The organism is Candidatus Vicinibacter proximus (genome assembly GCA_016713905.1).
GTDB lineage: Bacteria > Bacteroidota > Bacteroidia > Chitinophagales > Saprospiraceae > Vicinibacter > Vicinibacter proximus.
Genome location: JADJOE010000003.1, coordinates 1225085 through 1242719 on the forward strand (window position 1 = coordinate 1225085; position 17635 = coordinate 1242719).

The window sequence follows — 17635 nt, forward strand, 5'->3', positions numbered from 1 at the left end:
TAATTTATTATTCAAATTTTACATCAAGTACAAGACCTCTTAATTCATGAATCAACACATTAAATGATTCAGGAATGTTAGGTTCAGGAAGGTTTTCACCCTTGACAATTGCTTCATATGTCTTTGCCCTACCAATAATATCGTCAGACTTTAATGTTAGTAATTCCCGCAAAATATTAGAGGCTCCAAAAGCTTCAAGAGCCCAAACCTCCATTTCTCCAAATCTTTGACCTCCAAATTGAGCTTTACCACCAAGAGGTTGCTGTGTGATCAATGAGTATGGTCCAATAGACCTTGCGTGCATTTTATCATCCACCATATGGGAAAGCTTCAGCATATAAATTACACCAACCGTTGCCTGTTGATGAAATCTATCACCTGTTTCTCCATCGATCAGATAGGATTGACCAAAGGCTGGGAGGTCTGCTTTTTTGATATAGTCATCAATGTCATGAATTGTGGCACCGTCAAATATAGGGGTTGCAAAATGCATCCCTAATTTCTTACCTGCCCAACCCAAAACAGTTTCAAAAATCTGGCCTAGATTCATCCTAGATGGTACACCCAAAGGATTCAAAACAATATCCACTGGCGTGCCATCTTCTAGAAATGGCATATCTTCCACCCTTACAATCTTTGAAACAATTCCTTTGTTACCATGTCGACCGGCTAATTTATCCCCTACCTTTAGTTTCCTCTTCTTGGCAATATAGACCTTTGCCAATTTTAATACTCCAGAAGGTAACTCGTCCCCAATGCTGATGTTAAATTTCTCACGTTTAAATCTACCTATCTCCTCACTAACTTTAATATTGAAATTGTGAAGTAAGGTTGCGATCATTTTATTCTTATCTTCATCTTTAGTCCAATTGGCATAATCAACTTTATTAAAGTCAATCTTCTTCAATGAAGTGTTTGTATACTTTGTTCCTTTAGAAATTACTTCCTCACCGTAAATACTTTTAACACCTGCAGAAACTTGATCTTTTACTATTTTGAGCAATTTGTCTACCAAAATAATCCTCAATTCATTAAGGATAACATTGTGTTTATCTTCAAGTCGCTGCAACAAATCTTTTTCCTGAACTTTTTGAAATTTATCCTTCTTAGCTCTGGCATAAAGTTGTTTGTCAATTACAACTCCTTCGATTGAAGGTGGAACCTTCAAAGATGCATCCTTAACATCTCCAGCTTTATCCCCAAAAATAGCACGAAGTAATTTCTCTTCTGGCGTTGGATCTGTCTCTCCTTTTGGTGTAATTTTACCTATAAGTATATCTCCTTCTTCAACGTTAGCACCAATTCGGATAATACCATTTTCATCTAAATCTTTGGTGGCTTCCTCACTGACATTTGGAATATCGTTGGTCAGCTCCTCTTCTCCTAATTTGGTATCTCGAACTTCTAATTCAAAGCTTTCAATATGTATGGAAGTAAAAACATCTTCTTGAATAACTCGCTCTGAAATAACAATAGCATCTTCAAAATTGTAACCTTTCCATGGCATAAATGCTACTTGAAGATTTGTTCCCAATGCTAATTCTCCTGACTCTGTTGCATATCCTTCACTAAGGATCGTACCAGCAGTTACCCGATCCCCTTTCATTACAATTGGTTTTAGGTTAATGCAAGTAGCCTGGTTAGTTCTAGCAAACTTTGTTAATGGATACTCTTTAACACTGTCTTCAAAGGAAACTAATTGTTCATCTGCTGAATGATCATATCTAATGACAATCTTATTTGCATCAACAAATTCAACAGTACCATCTCCTTCTGCGTTTATCAACATCCTGGAATCAAGTGCCACTTTTCCTTCCAATCCGGTCCCAACTATTGGTGCCTGAGGTTTAATCAAAGGAACTGCTTGACGTTGCATGTTGGATCCCATCAATGCTCTATTTGCATCATCATTTTCAAGAAAAGGGATCAAAGATGCGGAAACTCCCACAATTTGATTTGGTGCAACGTCCATGTAATTAAGATCTCCAGGTTCAAATATTGGAAACTCACCATGTTCGCGACCTTTCATTCGGTCAATCTGAAATTCTCCTTTTTTATTAACTGGCACATTGGCTTGTGCAATTTTTGCATAATCCTCTTCTTCTGCCGATAGAAACTTTATCCCATGATTCAGGTTAACTTTTCCATTTTCAACTTTCCAGTAAGGGGTTTCTAAAAAGCCCATTGGGTTAATTCTTGCGTGTACGCAAAGTGTTGAAATTAGCCCAATATTAGGTCCTTCAGGCGTCTCAATCGTACACAATCGCCCATAATGTGAATAGTGTACGTCCCTGACTTCGAAACCTGCCCTTTCCCTTGAAAGTCCCCCGGGGCCTAGTGCAGATATTCTCCTCTTATGGGTAATCTCAGACAAAGGATTTGTTTGATCCAAAAATTGTGAAAGTTGGCTGGTACCAAAAAATGAATTAATCACAGAAGAAAGAGTTCTTGCATTGATCAAATCAATAGGCGTAAACACTTCATTGTCGCGAACATTCATTCTTTCACGAATAGTTCTGGCCATTCTGGCCAATCCAACCCCAAATTGCGCAAACAATTGCTCCCCTACGGATCGTACCCTTCTATTGGAAAGGTGATCTATATCATCCAGTTCTGCTTTTTGATTTATAAGGGAAACAAGATATTTTACGATGGAAATAATATCTTCTTTAGTTAGAACCAGAACAGCATCAGAGGTATTTAATTTGAGACGATTATTTATCTTATAGCGACCTACCTCTCCAAGATTATATCTTTTATCTGAAAAGAATAATTTGTCGATAATTCCTCTCGCAGTTTCCTCATCAGGAGGATCTGATCCTCTTAGTTGTCTATATATATGAGTAACAGCTTCTAATTCAGAACTGGAAGGGTCTTTTTGTAGCGTATTGTAAATGATTGAATAATCCTCCTCAATATCTTCTTTTTGAAGGATAATGGTATCTACATTCGCTTCTTGAACTTGTTTGATATTATCTTCATCAAGTATGGTGTCCCTTTCCAGAATAATTTCATTTCTCTCTAAAGTTACCAACTCACCAGTATCCTCATCTACAAAATCCTCAGTCCATCTTCTCAGAACCCTTGCTGCCAGCTTTCTGCCAATTGCTTTTTTGAGTTCTTTTGCAGAAGCTTTAATCTCCTCTGCAAGATTGAACAAATTCAAAATATCTTTATCTGTATCAAATCCAATAGCCCTCAAAAGAGTGGTTACCGGAAACTTTTTCTTTCTGTCAATATATGCATACATCACCATGTTGATGTCTGTAGCAAACTCCATCCAAGCTCCTTTGAAAGGAATTACTCTTGCGGAGAAAATTTTTGTACCATTAGGGTGATAAGACTGACTAAAAAACACACCCGGTGAACGGTGTAATTGGGAAACTACAACCCTTTCTGCACCATTAATAACAAATGTGCCTTTTGGGGTCATATATGGTATGTTTCCTAGAAACACATCTTGCTCAATTGTCTTGAAATCAACGTGCTCTTCATCATTACACGAAAGTCTGAGACGAGCTTTTAAGGGAACACTATAAGTCAAACCTCTTTGGACACATTCATCAATGTCATAACGGGGAGGATCCACATAATAATCCAAAAATTCAAGCATAAAAATGCTCCTGGCATCTGAAATTGGAAAGTTTTCCTTAAAAACCTTAAACAATCCTTCATTGGTTCTCTTGTCAGGAGTGGTTTCCAATTGAAAAAATTCTTTAAATGATTTCAATTGAATTTCCAAAAAATCAGGATAAAAAGTGCTTAGTGAAGCTTTGGAAAAACTGTGTCTCGATCTTGAGTTCTTGTTAACAACGCTTACAGCCATCTATTTAATTATTTGGGTAGATACCCATTAAAAAAATCAAAATTATCTAAAACACTAAAAGGCTTAGGTCATATTGATAATATGACCTAAGCCAGATCAGTTGTATTCCTTTTTCCTAAAAGGCATACTTCGACTGGGATAGAATTATTTTACTTCAATTTCTGCCCCGGCAGCTGTCAAAGTATCTTTCAAGGAATTAGCTTCTTCTTTTGAAACTCCTTGCTTTAACACAGATGGAGCTCCGTCAACTAAATCCTTAGCTTCTTTCAAACCTAAATTAAGGATGTTTTTAACCTCCTTAATAACATTAAGTTTGTTCGCTCCTCCGGATTTAAGTATTACGTCAAATTCAGTTTGTTCAGCAGCAGCAGCGCCTCCTTCAGCGGCAGCAGGAGCAGCAGCAACAGCAACAGCTGCAGCAGCAGGCTCAATTCCATATTGATCTTTAAGAACTGAAGCAAGCTCATTAACCTCTTTAATGGTTAGGTTCACCAGTTGTTCAGCTAAAGCATTTACATCAACCATGATAAAAAAAATTTTCTTTGTTAGTTAAATAATATTTATAGCGCAAAGCTTGGAAGCCAATTTTATGAATTTCCTTCAGACCTTTCCTGCAATGTTTTTACCAAACCTGCAATAGTTGATCCACCGGACTTTAAAGCACCTATAACTCTTGTAGCCGGTGATTGTAACAACATCAATACCTCACCAATCAAATCTTCTTTAGATTTCAGTTTTACTAAAACCTTAATCTGATCATCCCCTGTAAATACATCTGTGTCAATATAGGCTGCTTTTAGTAAAGGTCTTTCATGAGTCTTTCTGAAAGCTTCAAGAAGGTGTGCTGGTTCTTTTGCATTTTCTGTAAAAAGAATTGCACTTGGGCCTTCAAGGGAGGAATATATTTCAGAATATTCTCCATTCTTTTCAATACCTTGAAGTGCTTTTTTTGCAAGCTTGTTTTTTACAACCTGCATCTCGATCCCTTTGTCAAAACACAATCTCCTAAAATTATTGACCTGTTCTACTGTTAAAGTAGAAGAGTCCGTTATATAAAAGAATTGAGCCTGGGAAAATTTATCTTTCAATTGTTCTATTGCCAATGTTTTTTCTTCGCGAGTCATTGTTGTAATTTTTAAAATTAACGAACTACTTTTGGATCAATCTTCAGTCCTGGACTCATGGAAGAGGCCATGGAAATTGATTTAAAATATGCACCCTTGGATGAAGAAGGCTTCATTTTATTAATAGCCTGAAGTAATTCTTCAGCATTTTCTTTTAACTTAATAGGAGAAAAAGAAACCCTGCCTACAGATGCGTGAATGATTCCAAATTTATCCACCCGAAATGCAATTTTACCACCTTTCACTTCATTAACGGCATTTGCAATATCCATGGTAACTGTACCAGTCTTGGGGTTTGGCATGAGTCCTCTTGGTCCCAAAATACGACCAATTTTTCCCAATTTAGCCATTACAGTTGGCATCGCGATAATAACGTCGATATCTGTCCAACCACCTTCAATTTTTTGTAAATATTCATCTAGACCTACAAAATCAGCCCCAGCTGCAGTAGCTTCTGCTTCTTTATCGGGAGTACAAAGTACAAGAACTCTTTTTGTCTTACCCGTACCATTTGGTAAAGTTACAGTGCCTCTTATCGCCTGATCAGGTTTACGAGGGTCAACACCAAGCCTTACATGAAGGTCTACCGATGAATCAAATTTTGTAGTGTTAACTTCTTTTACCAAACCACAAGCCTCCTCAAGGTTGTAGAATTTGGCAACATCAACTAAGGCATTTGATTTTTGCCTTTTCTTAGAAACTTTTGCCATATAATAAATTTGTGAGGTCAACGTAAGATTAACTTACTCCCTCGATATAAAAAAAAAATTTTAACTTTCCCAAGGTGGGGTTCCAGATACTGTAAGCCCCATACTTCTTGCTGAACCTGCAACCATTTTCATGGCAGATTCCAAAGTGAAAGCATTCAAATCCGGCATTTTAATTTTTGCAATTTCTTCAACCTGACTCCAGCTCACAGAACCTACTTTTTTTCTATTGGGTTCAGGTGAACCTTTAGCTACCTTTGAAAGCTCAAGTAATTGAATAGCTGCAGGTGGTGTCTTAACCACAAAATCAAAAGACTTATCTTTAAAAACTGTGATAACTACGGGAAGTAACTTACCTGGAGTGTCTTGTGTTTTTGCGTTAAACCGCTTACAAAACTCCATTATATTTACCCCCTTGGAACCTAAAGCCGGACCTACAGGTGGTGCCGGGTTAGCCTGACCGCCTTTTACCTGAAGTTTAATAAAAGTTTCAATTTCCTTAGCCATACGACTTTTCTTTAATTATTTTTTTCAACTTGCATGAAGTTTAATTCAACTTCAGTGCCTCGTCCAAATATTTTTACAATTACTTTCAATTTCTTTTTTTCTTCATTAACGTCTTTCACATCTCCAATGAAATCATTAAATGGTCCATCTATAATTTTGACAGTTTCTCCGACAATGAAAGGCTCAATCATTGTCTCTCCTGCCTCCTGTGACTCATCTACCTTACCCAACATTCTGTTGGCTTCAACGGATGTCATTGGTATCGGATTATTCTTACCCAAAAAATGAATAATATCTGGAAGATTTGCAATGTGTTGAATAATCTCTCCACTAAATTTTGAAGGGACTGCTTCCACCAACAAATAACCTGGAAGGATATTCCTTTCCATGATTACTTTCTTGCTGTTCCTGATTTTATAGACTTTCTCTGAAGGAACTATCACCTGTGTGACAATTTCACTCCAACCCGATCTAAGAATGTCTGCTATCAGCCTCTCCCGGATTCTCTTTTCTTTTCCGCTAATCACTCTAAGCGAGTACCACCTTTTGTCGTCAGCCATTACAGAGTGATTAATTTTTAAGCATTATAAACGAATCCTAATAAACCATTAAAAACCAAGTCCATAATAAGTATTACTACAGCAATTATGGAAGAGGCAATGATTACCACCCTAGCGCTGTCTAAAAGATTAGGCCAAGTAGGCCAAGTCACTTTATCCAGCAACTCATTATAACTTTCCCTTAAATATAATAAAAGCTTATCCATCTATATTCATTTGCACGGGCAGAAGGACTTGAACCCTCAGCCTACGGTTTTGGAGACCGTCGCTCTGCCAGTTGAGCTATGCCCGTAAATCCCGCAATCGGTTACAACCGATTGCGGAATTACAAAACAAGTTTTTTTATGCAATAATTTCAGTTACCTGTCCGGCTCCAACCGTACGGCCACCTTCCCTAATCGCAAAACGAAGACCTTTCTCCATTGCGATTGGGCTCAATAGCGTAACTTCCAAAGAAACATTATCTCCAGGCATCACCATTTCTACTCCCTCAGGAAGTTGACACTCTCCTGTCACATCTGTTGTACGGAAATAGAATTGTGGACGATATCCTTTAAAAAATGGAGTGTGTCTTCCACCTTCATCCTTCGACAAAACGTAAACTTCACATTTGAATTTTAAATGCGGCTTAACTGACCCCGGAGCGCAGATAACCATACCTCTTTTGATATCGTCTTTTTCCACTCCTCTTAAGAGAAGTCCTGCATTGTCTCCAGCTTCACCACGGTCAAGCAACTTACGGAACATTTCCACTCCGGTCACTGTTGATGTGAGAGGCTTATCTTCAGGTTTCATCATTCCGACAATCTCAACAGATTCTCCAACCTTAATTATACCCCTTTCAATTCTACCAGTTGCAACAGTACCTCGGCCCGTGATGGAGAATACATCCTCTACAGGCATTAGGAAAGGTTTGTCAATCAAACGCACTGGTTCTGGAATTTGGGTATCTACAGCCTCCATCAAATCATAGATAGCTTGTTTACCTGTAGCATCTCCTTCAAGAGCTTTCAGAGCAGATCCTTTTATCACTGCAGCTGTATCTCCATTGAATTGATATTTATCTAGCAATTCACGCACTTCCATTTCGACAAGTTCCAACATCTCAGGATCATCAACAAGGTCTACCTTGTTCATGAACACAACAATTGCAGGAACACCTACCTGACGCGCAAGAAGGATATGTTCTCTTGTTTGAGGCATTGGACCGTCCGTTGCAGCTACCACAAGGATGGCGCCGTCCATTTGCGCGGCACCTGTTACCATGTTTTTAACATAGTCAGCGTGACCCGGACAATCTACGTGTGCGTAATGCCTGTTTTTTGTTTCATACTCTACGTGAGCAGTGTTAATCGTAATACCCCTTTCTTTTTCTTCAGGAGCGTTATCGATTGAATCATAGTCTTTTTTCTGAGCCAACCCCTGTTCTGAAAGAACTGAAGTGATTGCAGATGTTAATGTGGTTTTACCGTGGTCAACGTGGCCTATCGTGCCTATGTTAACATGGGGTTTGGACCGATTAAAACTTTCCTTTGCCATTGGATACTATTTTAAAAGATTGTTACAGTTATTGAATAATAAAAAATACTTGTTTGAGCCAATGAAGGGAATTGAACCCTTGACCCCTTCCTTACCATGGAAGTGCTCTACCCCTGAGCTACATTGGCTAAGTGTAAAGAACCCCTTAATAAGGAGGATCTCTTTAATTTACCCTCTACTTTTAGAGGTTTTTATGAGCGGGAGACGAGACTCGAACCCGCGACCCTTAGCTTGGAAGGCTAATGCTCTACCAACTGAGCTACTCCCGCCTAAAATATATTAACCCAATTCCCTCGAATTGACTTTTACCATAACTATGGGCTAATTCCTTAACCCAGCCTTTATTTTATAATTTAAACATAGAAGTTTAAAGTCGCAGAAATGAAAATGAAGATCATCTCCGTGACATTTATTATAAAACTACTGTTCAAAACCTCATCTTTAAGTATTCGCTGTTGCAAACCGAACGTCCAATTAACTTACCTACTTTGGTACCCACACAAAAAAATTTGTGTGGGGGTGATTGGACTCGAACCCATTCAGTCATAGACACCAGATTTACAGTCTGGCCCGGCTCTCCAACTCCGGCGCACCCCCTCAGTAAATAAATTAGATCAGAGCCAGTGGACGGACTCGAACCCCCGACCAGCTGATTACAAGTCAGCTGCTCTACCAACTGAGCTACACTGGCAAATACTAAAACAAGGGCACACTTTTCTACCCCTTCTTAAAATGAGTTGCAAAGATAAAACTTATTTTAATTTGCCAATATATTTTTTTTGATCTTAGTGTTTTTTCTGAAGCTTTTCTTTAAATCTTAGTAATTGCCTTTTAAGGCTGTGTAGCACCATATAGAAGGCCTTCTCAAAGCTTTTATCTTTAGCTTTCACCACCAAAGGATGGCCTGGAAGATTAACAATTATTTCAACAATCTTATCACTTACCTGTCCAACCTTCTCCATTTTAAGGATTACTTTGGCCTCTGCTTCCAACTTGGTAAGATATTGATCAAAAGTTTGCAATTTCGATTCAATAATCTGTAAAAGTTTCTGATCTGCATCAAAATGGATGGACTGAATTCTTACTTGCATAAATTAAATTTTTTAGTTATAATTTAATGAGAACATAATTATCTATTTGATTTTTAGTGCTTTAGGGTGACATCTGGAATAGGCCTCTTTAATTTTTGCCACGGTATTATGTGTGTATATTTGGGTTGCATTAAGACTTGTATGACCTAAAAGTTCCTTTATAGCATAAATATCTGCACCACTTTCTGCCAAGTGAGTAGCAAAACTATGTCTCAAAACGTGTGGACTCTTCTTTTTTGTTGAAGTGTGTGATGAAAGTTCCGCACCAACGATATTATAGATTAATTTAGGGTAAGCCTTATCCCCACTCTTCGTGCTAAAAAGGAAATCATGTCTATCCCCCACCAATTCTGACCTTTTAGGTAAATAACGCAGAATATCTTTCTTTAGTTCTTTTCCGAAAGGGATAATTCTTTCTTTTTGTCCTTTTCCCAATACTTTAATCTGCTGCTGTGACAGGTCTATGTCAGAAAGCCTTAAATTCATCAACTCTGTCCTTCTGATGCCGGTCTCGTAAAACAACCGAACAATTAAGAAATTTCGAATATTGATTGCACCGTTGTTCCCTTTCTCCTTAAAATTTTGCAAAAAGTTTAATTCAGTAGACTTTAATACGGTAGGAAGTCGTCTCTTTAATTTAGGACTGACTATCTTTCTCATAGGGTTTTGCAACACAACACCCTTCCTTTTTAGAAATTTAAAAAATGTTTTAAGGCAGGAAATTTTACGGACAACGGAACTCGGGTCAAGTTCTTGGGCATTCAGATTAACCAACCAAGATCGAATCTGAAAATGATTAACCTCTTCAAAGACCTCTAAATTGAAATCTTTCTTAATAAATCTATAAAATTGATCTAAGTCGGACTTGTATGCTAGAATGGTATGTGTGGAGAATCTCTTTTCACATTTTAGATAATTAATAAATTCACCAATCATAGTCTTAACCAAAATTTTGGCTAAGTTAGTGAATAATAATCTAAAATATATTAAAGAAAACTATAATTCGTTCTTTGCTATATAAAGACCTCTAAATTGTGCTTTAAGTACTTCAGATCTTCTCTCAACAGAAGGTTTAGTGAAATGCTTGCGTCTTCTGAGTTCTTTTAAAGTACCAGTTTGTTCGAATTTCTTCTTGTACTTTTTTAGAGCCCTATCAATTGATTCTGAATCTCTTACATCAATTACCAACATAAATTATGCTAAATTTAGGGTGCAAAGATAATCGCTTTTATTTATTTACACATTTAGATTTAAAATTATTCATTATTAAACATACTTAAAAACTAGACTTATAAAAGCTTAATTTTTTTGATCTTCACAAAAATATATGCCTAGCTTAATATTAAAAGATAAAAAAGAATCTAATCAGCTGAATAAAAAAGGGCTGGAAAATATTCCAGCCCTTCAAAGAAATTTCTAAAAATTAATTTTATCAATGTTCATCCTCCAAGAACCCTGTTCTCTTATACCCTGCCATGATATAAGGGCCATCCGCACTTTCTGAAGTTCCTGAAAGTTTCCAAACTACTGAAGTGTCGACACCATTAATGGTGTATGAATCTGCAACATAATTGAAAGATTTGTACAACCCAGTTATTCTGCATTGCAAAAAATCTGTTTTTGTCTTAGAAGGTGGTGTAAAGCTATTTTTTGAAATAGATCCACCTTCAATGGTCATCTTTTCCGGAGTAGCAGATAAAACTGATTTAGTTGTTCCCAATGCCACAACTGGTTTAGCGGCAGGTGGGTTGTGGGTTGAACTAAAATTTAAGTTATCTGCTGCTGTTGCACTAAAAGTTAGTGCAGCTTGATTGGTATTAATTAAGCATTGGTAATCAAAAATATGAGCGCCATCGTTAAACCACATTTTATCTGCAACATTAGCTGCAGTGTTTGAAGTGGTGGCCAGGCTATAATCCACATAAAGCGTACTATCCACAGCATCCATTAACTGTAGATACCACTCTCCAGCCATTGCCTCGGTATTAGAACCTTCTATTGCAGGATTGTCAGTTAAATCACAGGAACTGAGAAATGCCACAACAAAGAGGCTACAAAAAACTATTTTGATATTTTTCATCGTCATTACTTTTATTGTTTAATAAATGTCCTTAATGCGGTACCATACCCTGAGTTTATAACGACCCACTTATAGCTGGTTCCGAGTTGCACCGTAGAATTAATGCAAGAGAATGTCGCACCTGCAACCAATTGTTCTGGAACACCAAGCTTATCTCCTTCGTAATGGTAAAAATAAACAGTAGTAGCAGGACCTGGACTAGCAACCCCTCCTACGTTATCTGATTTGTAAAAGTTGTCTGAAATTTTTGTCACCGTACTAATGCCTTGTGCTCCTGCATTTCTTTTATAGGTCCCTGACATATCTGTCCCTTTTACATTAGGGGCTATTACGCCAACATATCTATATTCAGTTGCAGAAAATCCATCTTTATTTAATGCAGTGTAGGTAATCGTGTAAACACCAGGTTTTTGTGTATCCACAACATCACCTCCAACTTTAACTTGAATTTCAGAATCACCTTCTTTAGCGATTACTCCCTCATCTTTGAAGGTACCTCCTTGATCTACTGTATTCCATTGCGCTCCTTTAAGAGTAATGGTTGGATAGTAGGTAATTCTCGAAACATTTGCCGTTGTATCCTCCAACTCACAAGAAGAGAGGGACACAAAAAACAGCGCTAATACTAATATTATGCTTGCTGAATAATTTTTCATTTTTGAATCTTTTTTATTGTGAATTATTTTGCCCACCAAACTTTTTCAGTTATTGCTACAAAAGCTGGTGTATTAGGGTTTACTCTCCTTGATAAATCAGGAAAGATTAACCGTTTAGGAAACTTGCCACTTGTTACTCCTTCTATTGAATACGTGTATCTACCAGGCACATAAGAAGGATCGCTTGCAGGCACATTTGAAATCCTAGGATATCCGGTTCTGTTTTGATCAAAGAAACTCTCATACCCTTGATTAATGGATCCAAGCCATTTTTGTGTAATTATTGCCTCCAATTTTTCAGCAGTTGTTCCAGATGTTGGAAACTTATAAGCATTATCCAATAAATTTTGAGGTGCTGTCAAACCAAACTTGGCAAAGGCATCTTTTATCCCATTATAATAATGATTTTCAGCACTTGCTCCTGTTCTAAGCGAGGCTTCTGCTAACATAAAATCAACTTCATCAGCTGAGAAAAAATAGAATGGAGTTGTTGCAGAAAACTTAGCGGAAGAAGGTCTGGCTCCTGGTGTTACTGATGTCAATTCGTTAAAATCACCCTGGGCCAAGGCAAAATGTCCCGTACTCCCGGGAACAAAATAAGCATCCAACCTTGGATCATTATTAGCTTGCAAAAAAGACATCAAGGTATAAGAAGCCCTGATGTTAGTAGCTACGTTCAACTGACGAACGTTATTTTCATACAGTGGATTTGACCTGTTTGCCTCATCTATAAAAATAGAAATTGCTGCATGACCATTGAGAAAGGTAGCTCCTGAACTTAGCATAGCAGAAATTTTTTGAGTAGCATCTGCTGCACGGGCACTTTCAGTCTGTCTTAAAAGCATCTTCAATTTTAAAGTATTTGCAAACCTTTTCCAGCTATCAATTTGTGCGGCTTTGTCTTGATTTCCAAAGATAAGATCTGAAGTAACTTTTACTACAGTTGCCGCATTGAAATCCTTAGCTAATGCAGCATTAATCCTTGTCAATAATTCATCGTAAACTGCTGCTCCATCATCAAACTTCGGCGTTAGATTTGCAGATCCCTGGACAGCCTCAGTGCATGGTATCTTGTCATACAAATCGGCAAGAATCTGATATGTGTATGCTTCTAAACAAGTAGCTTGAAGGAATGAATTCCACTCACCAGCTGCTGAAGACTTAGTTTTTATCTCTGCTAAATCTACCAATGCATCGCTATATAACTCCGACCAATCAATTTCAAAATCCTTATCTGTCAAATCATAAGAATCTATATCCTTATATTGAGAAGCAATGTGACTTTGCGTCCAATGTTGGGACCAAAGCCCTCCTAAAATTGCATAGTCACCACCAATAGAACCAGCTATTTGCATTTGAGCATTTGGTAAGACCAAATCTGCTGGAACCTCAGTGGGGTTATTGGGATCAGTATTGACATCCAGCCACTCATTACACGAGGTGCCTGCCAATAAAACAATAGTGAATAATATTAAAAACTTTTTCATGTTGTCTTCTTTTAATATTTAATATTTAAAGTAATACCATAGCTACTTGTAGATGGACCAGTAGAGAATTCTCCCAACTGGCTTGCTAAAGAAGTACCAAAAGTATTTGATTCTGGGTCTACAAAGTGATTATCTGAAGGTGTCCATAACAATAAGTTTCTACCCCAGGCAGTCACTGAAACATTATTTATTGAACCTTTAAACCATCCAGATGGTAGTGCATAGGTTAATGATACGTTTCTTAGTTTGAAGAATGTTTTATCCAAAATATGGTTATATTCATAAGATGGTGTCGCACCATAATAAGTAAACACGTCAGCTCTAGAAATTGGCGTAGTGTTTTCTGAAAAGGTTCCATCTCCATTATCTACAACAGAATTTGGAACAATCCAAGGTTGTCTGTCATTGTATTGGGTATTCCAGGCATTACCAACGAAATAATTCAACCTTGCAGTGTATGAATAAAACAATCCACCTTTTCTGTAATCTGCATTGGCATTCAATGTCCAATTCTTGAATTTCAGATAAGTTCCAAAACCTGTTGAAAAGTCTGGGTTAATTGAACCTCTTAATACTTTAGCAGCGGATTGAAGTGGAAGACCAGTAGCTGGATTCACTACAATCTTACCATCTGCAGTTCTTTGAACATCAGGTGTATAAATTGTTCCAACCGGTTTTCCAACTTCGGCTCTCAATTCAACATTGTATGCATCATTTAACAAGATGGAAGTTCCTTCAGAATCACCTAATGACAAAACTTCATTCCTGTTTCTGCTGTAATTGAAATTAACACCCCACTCAAAATTTGAAGTTCTTATAGGTACTAAATCCACCATTGCTTCGAACCCTGCATTTTTGATTTCTCCAAGATTGATTACCTGTGATCTATAACCACTTGTAGGATCTACATCGATTTCAATAATTTGATCCTTTGTTCTCTTGTCATAAACTGAGAGATCCAATCCAATTCTTCTTTTGAACATTTGAGCTTCCACACCAAATTCCAATTCAGAAGTTAATTCTGGTTTTAAACTCTTATTTCCGATTCTGTCCCCTATTTCAAATGAATTAAATCCTCCAATTGGGAAATTAATAAACCCAAAGCCTCCTGCTCTAGCTTGTGCGGCCCCATATACACTATTAATTCGGTAAGGTTGAGCATCATTGCCGGTAAAAGCATATCCAGCCCTTAATTTAAGAAAGTCGAAATAGTTTGAAACGTCGAATGCATCTGATAGAACTGCACTTACCGTTACACCAGGATAAAAGAATGAGTTGTTATCTTTTGGAAGTGTACTGGACCAGTCATTTCTTCCCTGTAAACCAAGGTACAACCAATCTCTAAAACCTAAAGTTGCCATTCCGAAAACACCAACCAATCTTCTTTTTGTACGAGCGGTTGCGGTAACCGGCTGCGTTGTTGTATTGGATAAATTGTAGTATCCAGGAATAGATAGATTTGTAATTTCCGTTGAAAAACTCTTAAAAGTGGTTTCATTTGCATTTTGACCAACCAATAAATCCAAATCAAAGTCTTCTGACAAATCCAACTTATAAGCCAATGTAAAGTCAGAATTTATTTGTCTATTAGTGATTGTAGCTTCCGCTACTTTTCCAACAACATCATTTGCCGGATCATTAGGTGCACCTGCAGTAATTTTAGATACGTTTCCATATTCAAAAATTGAACCGTTGGCAAAATCACCTCCAACATTCCATTTTGCTTTCAATCCTTTCACCAATTCATATTCTAGGCCAATATTTCCAATGGTTTTATTCTCATTGTAATTGTTACCAGTTTCATTAAGTATGAAATAAGGATTCTGTGCATAAAGGGTATGGAAGTTATCCACATTGTAGAATTTGTTCTTGTAATCTGCGTAATCAACAATGGAATGATCTCTAGGCACCTGAATAATTTCTTGCCAGATTACCTTTCCTGCTCCAGCGTCGTCACCTTGACCAGTAGCCACAGCATCTAAATCTTTAACACTAAATATAACCCCTGTATTGACAGTAAGCTTGCCAAATGAGGTTCCTCCATTAAATGAAAGTGAATTCCTTACCAATTTATCGCCATCCAATGGTACCACTCCATCATTGTTCAAATAAGTATAGCCAAGTCTGAAATGTGAATTTCCATTAGAACCACTGATTCCAATTGAATGGGAGGTTTCGCGACCTAATTCAAAGAAATCTTTTAAGTTGTCATCCAAAACTTTAAAAGGTTTTAGCAATTGTGAGTTATCCACAACATTTCCCCACAATCTGTCAACTCCGTCAGCCCGAGGTCCCCAGGAACCATTTTCTTCATAAGCGAACAAACCGCTCCATCCTTGCCCATAAGAATTCTGTAAATGTGGAACTCTTAGAACTTGGGAGACTCCAATATTTCCAGTGTATTCAACGCCTAATTTATCCTTAGTCCTTTTTCCCGATTTTGTAGTAATCAGGATCACCCCAGCAGCTCCCCTGCTACCGTATAAAGCTGTCGCGGCACTACCACGCAAAACAGTTGCAGTTTCTACATCCGCAACATTTAAATCAGAGAACTGGTTACCATAATCTGCAGAACGATTAAAATCATCATTAGGATTATTTAAATTAGTAATACCATTTATTGTTCTATTGTTAACCGGGACTCCATCAATTACAAACAATGGTTCTGTTCTACCTGTAACTGATGCAAATCCTCGGATATTTATAGAAGATGAAGCCCCAGGAGAACCAGAATTTGTTTGAATTGACAAACCAGGGACCCTCGAGGATAAAGCGTCCAACACATTAGCATTCCTTGTTTGACCTAAAACAGAATTATCTACCTCTGAAGCAGCATATCCCAAGGTTTTTTTCTCCCTTGAAATCCCCAAAGCGGTTACTATTGTCTCGTTAAGTAGCACCCCTTCAGCTAAAGAGACATCAACCATATTGCTTGCCCCCAAGGCAATTTCCTGAGAAACATACCCGGTATAGGTAAATACCAAAGTTGTAACACCTTCAGGAACACTTAAGGCATAAGCCCCGTTTTCGTTTGTTATCGTACCAATGTTGGTGCCTTTAGCCACAACATTTGCTCCAATAACGGCAACACCTTCTTTGTCAGTAACTGTTCCTTTCACCAAGCGTTGTGCTGACACAATACTCATGGACATCAGGAAAAATACTGACATGAACAAAAGTTTCTTCATGTTAAGTAGATTTTATAAAATGGGTTAAAAATGATTAACTCGCAAATTTATATGCTTCTTTGAATTAAAAAAGGAAATTATTAACTTTATTTTAAGCCAAGATTAACATAAAATAAATATATATATAATTCAATATATGTATAGTACATGTTTTTAATTAGATAAGCGTAAAAGGTACATTTGAACGACATTTTGAAGACCAAAGTATAAGGCATCACAAACTAGAGCATGGCCGATAGAGACCTCCATTAATCCTTCTACATGGTCTTTGTAAAATTTCAAATTTTCAAGATTAAGGTCATGACCGGCATTAAGACCAAGACCAAATTTTAAAGCCTCTAAACCTGTTTGGATATGTGGGGTAACAGCAGCTATTGGGTTTTTTACAAATTGTTTAGAATATAAACCTGTGTATAATTCTATCCTATCGGCACCTGTTTGGGCAGCATAAGTAACCAATTCTGGTTCTGGATTAAGAAACAAGGATACTCTAATCCCTTCATTTTTAAATTTATGGACGATTGACTTTAGAAATTCCAAATTACTGCGAGTATCCCATCCAGTATTTGAAGTAAGAGCTTCCGGCGGATCAGGAACGAGGGTAACCTGGTCAGGTTTGCAATCCAGAACCTCCCTTACAAAATATTCTGAAGGATATCCTTCAATGTTAAATTCAGTGGTAACAATATCTTTTAATAAAGGCAAATCTGAAAAACGAATATGTCTTTCATCAGGTCTGGGATGAACAGTAATGCCTTGGGCTCCAAAACGCTCCAGGTCTTTGGCAACCTGACATAAATCAGGTAAATTCGCCCCTCTTGAATTTCTTATTAAAGCAATTTTATTGATATTTACGCTTAACCTGGTCAT

Annotated in this window: 16 protein-coding genes and 5 tRNA genes; all 21 read right to left on the reverse strand. The window is 37.4% G+C overall.

Features of this window, described 5'->3' with window-relative positions:
- Positions 1–7: 7 nt before the first annotated feature.
- Positions 8–3826, reverse strand: coding sequence for a DNA-directed RNA polymerase subunit beta (gene rpoB / locus IPJ83_13395; protein ID MBK7881544.1), 3819 nt, complete (start codon positions 3824–3826; stop codon positions 8–10).
- A gap of 144 nt (positions 3827–3970) precedes the next feature.
- Positions 3971–4351: a 50S ribosomal protein L7/L12 gene (rplL, locus tag IPJ83_13400; protein MBK7881545.1), complete on the reverse strand. Its 381-nt coding sequence runs from the start codon at positions 4349–4351 to the stop codon at positions 3971–3973.
- A 62-nt stretch (positions 4352–4413) separates the two neighbouring features.
- Entirely contained in the window at positions 4414–4950 is a 537-nt protein-coding gene (locus IPJ83_13405; protein MBK7881546.1) for a 50S ribosomal protein L10, read from the reverse strand.
- A gap of 17 nt (positions 4951–4967) precedes the next feature.
- Positions 4968–5660, reverse strand: a complete 693-nt coding sequence (locus IPJ83_13410; protein MBK7881547.1) for a 50S ribosomal protein L1 — start codon at positions 5658–5660, stop codon at positions 4968–4970.
- Between the two features lie 60 nt (positions 5661–5720).
- The gene (rplK, locus tag IPJ83_13415; protein MBK7881548.1) at positions 5721–6164 is read right to left on the reverse strand and encodes a 50S ribosomal protein L11; all 444 of its coding nucleotides are present in this window, start codon (positions 6162–6164) and stop codon (positions 5721–5723) included.
- An 11-nt stretch (positions 6165–6175) separates the two neighbouring features.
- Positions 6176–6724, reverse strand: coding sequence for a transcription termination/antitermination factor NusG (gene nusG, locus IPJ83_13420; GenBank protein MBK7881549.1), 549 nt, complete (start codon positions 6722–6724; stop codon positions 6176–6178).
- A gap of 17 nt (positions 6725–6741) precedes the next feature.
- The gene (secE, locus tag IPJ83_13425) at positions 6742–6930 is read right to left on the reverse strand and encodes a preprotein translocase subunit SecE (GenBank protein ID MBK7881550.1); all 189 of its coding nucleotides are present in this window, start codon (positions 6928–6930) and stop codon (positions 6742–6744) included.
- Positions 6931–6943: 13 nt separating this feature from the next.
- Positions 6944–7016: transfer RNA gene (locus IPJ83_13430), tRNA-Trp, on the reverse strand.
- A gap of 50 nt (positions 7017–7066) precedes the next feature.
- Positions 7067–8263 carry an elongation factor Tu gene (gene tuf, locus IPJ83_13435; GenBank protein MBK7881551.1) on the reverse strand — a complete coding sequence of 399 codons (1197 nt, stop codon included), beginning with the start codon at positions 8261–8263 and terminating at the stop codon, positions 7067–7069.
- Positions 8264–8319: 56 nt separating this feature from the next.
- Positions 8320–8391, reverse strand: a tRNA-Thr gene (locus tag IPJ83_13440).
- Positions 8392–8459: 68 nt separating this feature from the next.
- Positions 8460–8532, reverse strand: a tRNA-Gly gene (locus IPJ83_13445).
- Between the two features lie 245 nt (positions 8533–8777).
- Positions 8778–8860 (reverse strand) — tRNA-Tyr (locus tag IPJ83_13450).
- 21 nt (positions 8861–8881) lie between these two features.
- Positions 8882–8954, reverse strand: a tRNA-Thr gene (locus IPJ83_13455).
- 94 nt (positions 8955–9048) lie between these two features.
- Positions 9049–9354, reverse strand: coding sequence for a ribosome-associated translation inhibitor RaiA (gene raiA / locus IPJ83_13460; GenBank protein MBK7881552.1), 306 nt, complete (start codon positions 9352–9354; stop codon positions 9049–9051).
- A gap of 42 nt (positions 9355–9396) precedes the next feature.
- Entirely contained in the window at positions 9397–10290 is an 894-nt protein-coding gene (locus IPJ83_13465; GenBank protein ID MBK7881553.1) for a tyrosine-type recombinase/integrase, read from the reverse strand.
- Positions 10291–10350: 60 nt separating this feature from the next.
- Positions 10351–10545 (reverse strand): 30S ribosomal protein S21, encoded by a 195-nt coding sequence (locus IPJ83_13470; protein ID MBK7881554.1) that lies wholly within the window; start codon positions 10543–10545, stop codon positions 10351–10353.
- Between the two features lie 241 nt (positions 10546–10786).
- Entirely contained in the window at positions 10787–11434 is a 648-nt protein-coding gene (locus tag IPJ83_13475) for a hypothetical protein (GenBank protein ID MBK7881555.1), read from the reverse strand.
- Positions 11435–11445: 11 nt separating this feature from the next.
- Positions 11446–12090, reverse strand: a complete 645-nt coding sequence (locus IPJ83_13480) for a DUF5011 domain-containing protein (protein MBK7881556.1) — start codon at positions 12088–12090, stop codon at positions 11446–11448.
- A gap of 23 nt (positions 12091–12113) precedes the next feature.
- Positions 12114–13577 (reverse strand): SusD/RagB family nutrient-binding outer membrane lipoprotein, encoded by a 1464-nt coding sequence (locus tag IPJ83_13485; protein ID MBK7881557.1) that lies wholly within the window; start codon positions 13575–13577, stop codon positions 12114–12116.
- An 11-nt stretch (positions 13578–13588) separates the two neighbouring features.
- Complete coding sequence (locus tag IPJ83_13490; GenBank protein MBK7881558.1) at positions 13589–16729, reverse strand: SusC/RagA family TonB-linked outer membrane protein; 3141 nt, start codon at positions 16727–16729, stop codon at positions 13589–13591.
- 189 nt (positions 16730–16918) lie between these two features.
- Positions 16919–17635 carry a pyridoxine 5'-phosphate synthase gene (locus IPJ83_13495; protein ID MBK7881559.1) on the reverse strand — a complete coding sequence of 239 codons (717 nt, stop codon included), beginning with the start codon at positions 17633–17635 and terminating at the stop codon, positions 16919–16921.

Excerpts from the sequence above, each read along its gene's own strand:
- IPJ83_13465 (MBK7881553.1), bottom strand. The coding sequence starts at position 10,290 with ATGATTGGTGAATTTATTAATTATCTAAAATGTGAAAAGAGATTCTCC.
- IPJ83_13495 (MBK7881559.1), bottom strand. The coding sequence starts at position 17,635 with ATGACCAGGTTAAGCGTAAATATCAATAAAATTGCTTTAATAAGAAAT.
- nusG (MBK7881549.1), bottom strand. The coding sequence starts at position 6,724 with ATGGCTGACGACAAAAGGTGGTACTCGCTTAGAGTGATTAGCGGAAAA.
- raiA (MBK7881552.1), bottom strand. The coding sequence starts at position 9,354 with ATGCAAGTAAGAATTCAGTCCATCCATTTTGATGCAGATCAGAAACTT.
- IPJ83_13470 (MBK7881554.1), bottom strand. The coding sequence starts at position 10,545 with ATGTTGGTAATTGATGTAAGAGATTCAGAATCAATTGATAGGGCTCTA.
- rpoB (MBK7881544.1), bottom strand. The coding sequence starts at position 3,826 with ATGGCTGTAAGCGTTGTTAACAAGAACTCAAGATCGAGACACAGTTTT.
- IPJ83_13405 (MBK7881546.1), bottom strand. The coding sequence starts at position 4,950 with ATGACTCGCGAAGAAAAAACATTGGCAATAGAACAATTGAAAGATAAA.
- rplK (MBK7881548.1), bottom strand. The coding sequence starts at position 6,164 with ATGGCTAAGGAAATTGAAACTTTTATTAAACTTCAGGTAAAAGGCGGT.
- IPJ83_13490 (MBK7881558.1), bottom strand. The coding sequence starts at position 16,729 with ATGTCCATGAGTATTGTGTCAGCACAACGCTTGGTGAAAGGAACAGTT.
- rplL (MBK7881545.1), bottom strand. The coding sequence starts at position 4,351 with ATGGTTGATGTAAATGCTTTAGCTGAACAACTGGTGAACCTAACCATT.
- IPJ83_13475 (MBK7881555.1), bottom strand. The coding sequence starts at position 11,434 with ATGAAAAATATCAAAATAGTTTTTTGTAGCCTCTTTGTTGTGGCATTT.
- tuf (MBK7881551.1), bottom strand. The coding sequence starts at position 8,263 with ATGGCAAAGGAAAGTTTTAATCGGTCCAAACCCCATGTTAACATAGGC.
- IPJ83_13480 (MBK7881556.1), bottom strand. The coding sequence starts at position 12,090 with ATGAAAAATTATTCAGCAAGCATAATATTAGTATTAGCGCTGTTTTTT.
- secE (MBK7881550.1), bottom strand. The coding sequence starts at position 6,930 with ATGGATAAGCTTTTATTATATTTAAGGGAAAGTTATAATGAGTTGCTG.
- IPJ83_13485 (MBK7881557.1), bottom strand. The coding sequence starts at position 13,577 with ATGAAAAAGTTTTTAATATTATTCACTATTGTTTTATTGGCAGGCACC.
- IPJ83_13410 (MBK7881547.1), bottom strand. The coding sequence starts at position 5,660 with ATGGCAAAAGTTTCTAAGAAAAGGCAAAAATCAAATGCCTTAGTTGAT.